The sequence below is a fragment of the Modicisalibacter coralii genome (assembly GCF_004117855.1).
Lineage (GTDB): Bacteria > Pseudomonadota > Gammaproteobacteria > Pseudomonadales > Halomonadaceae > Modicisalibacter > Modicisalibacter coralii.
The window spans coordinates 1-2,349 of sequence record NZ_QWBW01000057.1; the positions used below are offsets into that span (position 1 = coordinate 1).

At 65.9% G+C, this 2,349-nt stretch carries 3 protein-coding genes; all 3 read right to left on the reverse strand.

All coding sequences use genetic code 11. The features are described from left to right. Positions 1 to 37: 37 nt before the first annotated feature. Positions 38 to 1,660, reverse strand: coding sequence for an IS66 family transposase (gene tnpC / locus D0901_RS20700; protein WP_129142184.1), 1,623 nt, complete (start codon positions 1,658 to 1,660; stop codon positions 38 to 40). A 44-nt stretch (positions 1,661 to 1,704) separates the two neighbouring features. After that, positions 1,705 to 2,061, reverse strand: a complete 357-nt coding sequence (tnpB, locus tag D0901_RS20705; RefSeq protein WP_129142185.1) for an IS66 family insertion sequence element accessory protein TnpB — start codon at positions 2,059 to 2,061, stop codon at positions 1,705 to 1,707. Continuing rightward, positions 2,058 to 2,349 (reverse strand): hypothetical protein (locus D0901_RS20710; RefSeq protein WP_233440486.1); only part of this gene is annotated, 292 nt, incomplete at its 5' end. The genes D0901_RS20710 and tnpB, both read right to left, overlap by 4 nt.

Consider the following 2,349-nt stretch of genomic DNA (forward strand, 5'->3'; position numbering starts at 1 on the left):
GTAAGCGATCCAACAACCCCATCTGTACCGGCCTGACTCAGGCCGGTAGGGTGTCCTTCCACTGCCAGGGAAGCAGTACGTCGGGGTCGTCCTCGTCGCCGAGGGTCGGCAGCGTCTCGAACACGAACTGCAGGTACTCGTAGGGCGAGAGACCGTTGACCTTGGCCGTCTCGATCAGGCTGTAGATTGCCGCGCTGGCCTGGGCCCCGCTCGGTGTGTGGCTGAACAGCCAGTTCTTGCGGCCCACCACGAAGGGGCGGATGGCGTTCTCCGCCGGGTTGTTGTCCAGCGGGATCACCCCGTCATCGAGGAAGCGCGTCAGCCGTGCCCACTGATCATCGAGATAGTGCAGCGCCTTGCCCAGCGCGCTCCTGGGCAGCACCTGGGTCAGCGACTTGTCGAGCCAGGTGCGCAACTGCGTGATCACGGGGCGGCTCTGCTGCTCGCGCAGCGCCTGCCGCGCCTCCGGTCCCAGGGTCTTGGCCTGCTGCTCCACGGCGTAGAGCTTGCGGATCTGGTTGAGGGCCCAGTCGGCCTTGCCGGTCTTGCCCTTGGGCTGCACCTTCTGGGCCTCGACGAACTTGCGCCGCGCATGCGCCCAGCAGCCGGCATGGGTGATGCCGTTGTCGCGCACGACCTGGGCATAGCCTTCGTAGCCGTCGGTGACCAGGCAACCGGCATAGTCACCCAGCAGGCGCACGGGCACCCGACCGGCACGGCTGGCGTCATAGTCGAACAGCACCACTTGCTGGCCCGGTGGCCCGCCGCGCTGCAGCCACATATAGGAGGTGGCACTCGCGGGTCGGTCCGCTTCGGCATTGACCTGCAGGGTGGTCTCGTCCATGTGGATCAGCGGGGCCTGCAGCAGGTGTCGCCGCAGCGACTCGATCAGCGGTGCCACACGTTCGCCGACCTGCACCATCCAGCGCGCCAGGGTCTGGCGCGGGATCTCGGCCCCGTGGCGGGCAAAGATCTGGCTCTGCCGGTAGAGCGGCAAGGCGTCCTGGTACTTGGCGGTGGCCACGTAGGCGAGCAGCGTGGCGCTGGCGTTGCTCTTCGGCAGCAGCTTGGCCGGCGCCGGGGAGATCTGCACGCCCTCTTCGCAGGCCGGGCAGGCATACTTGACGCGGACATGGCGGATCACCTCGATCCGTGCCGGCACCACGTGGAGCTCCTCGCTCACCGCCTCGCCGATGACCTTGAGTTCGGTGCCGTCCTCGGCGCAGTGGCGGGACTCCTCGGGCAACTCGTGTACCACCTCGACGCGCGGCAGCTCGGGCGGCAGAGCGACGCGACCGCCGCGGGTGCGGCGCTTGGCCGGCTGATGGGGCTCGGCCGGTACGTCAAACGCGTCATCAGCCGTATCATCCTGGGCGCTGGTCTCTTCCTCATCGACCGCCGCTTCGGCTTCGTTGATCAGCAGGTCAGCCTGTTCGACGCGATACTTCTCGGTAGAGGGGCCGAACTGGCGTTCGATGGCCAGGCGGAACTGCTCGAAGAGCGACGCCTTGGTCGCTTCCCACTGCGCTTCCTTCTTGGCCATCAGGGCCAAAAGGCGGGCATTTTCGGCATCGGCATGGGCCTTGTCTGCCTCGGCAGCTGCCAGTTGGCGTTGCAACCGGTGGATGGTATCGGCGGTGTGGGAAGCAGAGGACGTCATGCCACGATGTTACCGCAGCCGACCTCTCTTGGGGAGTCGTCAGGCTACCCAACCGATTGAAAGTGCAAGGCCTTGTGTGGCTGCATGGCGCTGAGATCGTAGCCATCGAGCAGCCAGTTGAGTTGCTGCCCCGAGAGCGTGACGGTGTCGCCCGCCAGCCGGTCCGGCCATTTGAAGCGCTCGCGCTCCAGGCGCTTGTACCAGACCACGAAGCCGTTGCGTTCCCAGTAGAGCAGCTTGACCTTGTCGCGCTGGCGATTACCGAAGACGAACACCGCCGCCTCGAAGGGGTCGAGTTCCATGGCCTCCTGGACCAGCAGGGCCAACCCATCGATCTGCTTGCGCATGTCGACCGGCTCGCGGCACAGATAGACCCGCAGCCCGGTATCCGGCCGGATCATCGGGCCACCTCCACGGCGACGAAGCGCTTCGGGCGATGACGCGGCGGCACCGGCACACCCTGCACCACCAGACGTTGCTCCCAGGCCAGCAACGCCGCCAACGCCAGTTCCTGCTCCTCGGCATACTCGCTCAGCGACAGTTGCCGGGATGAGGCATGAAATAGATGGCCCAGCCAGTAGGCCTGTGTCGAGGTCAGCTCGTTCATGGTGCCCTCCTTCATGATGGGAGGCACCAGTCTGTCGTTGATGAATCGTGCCCGGAAGATGGGGTTTATGGAGCGCTTACCA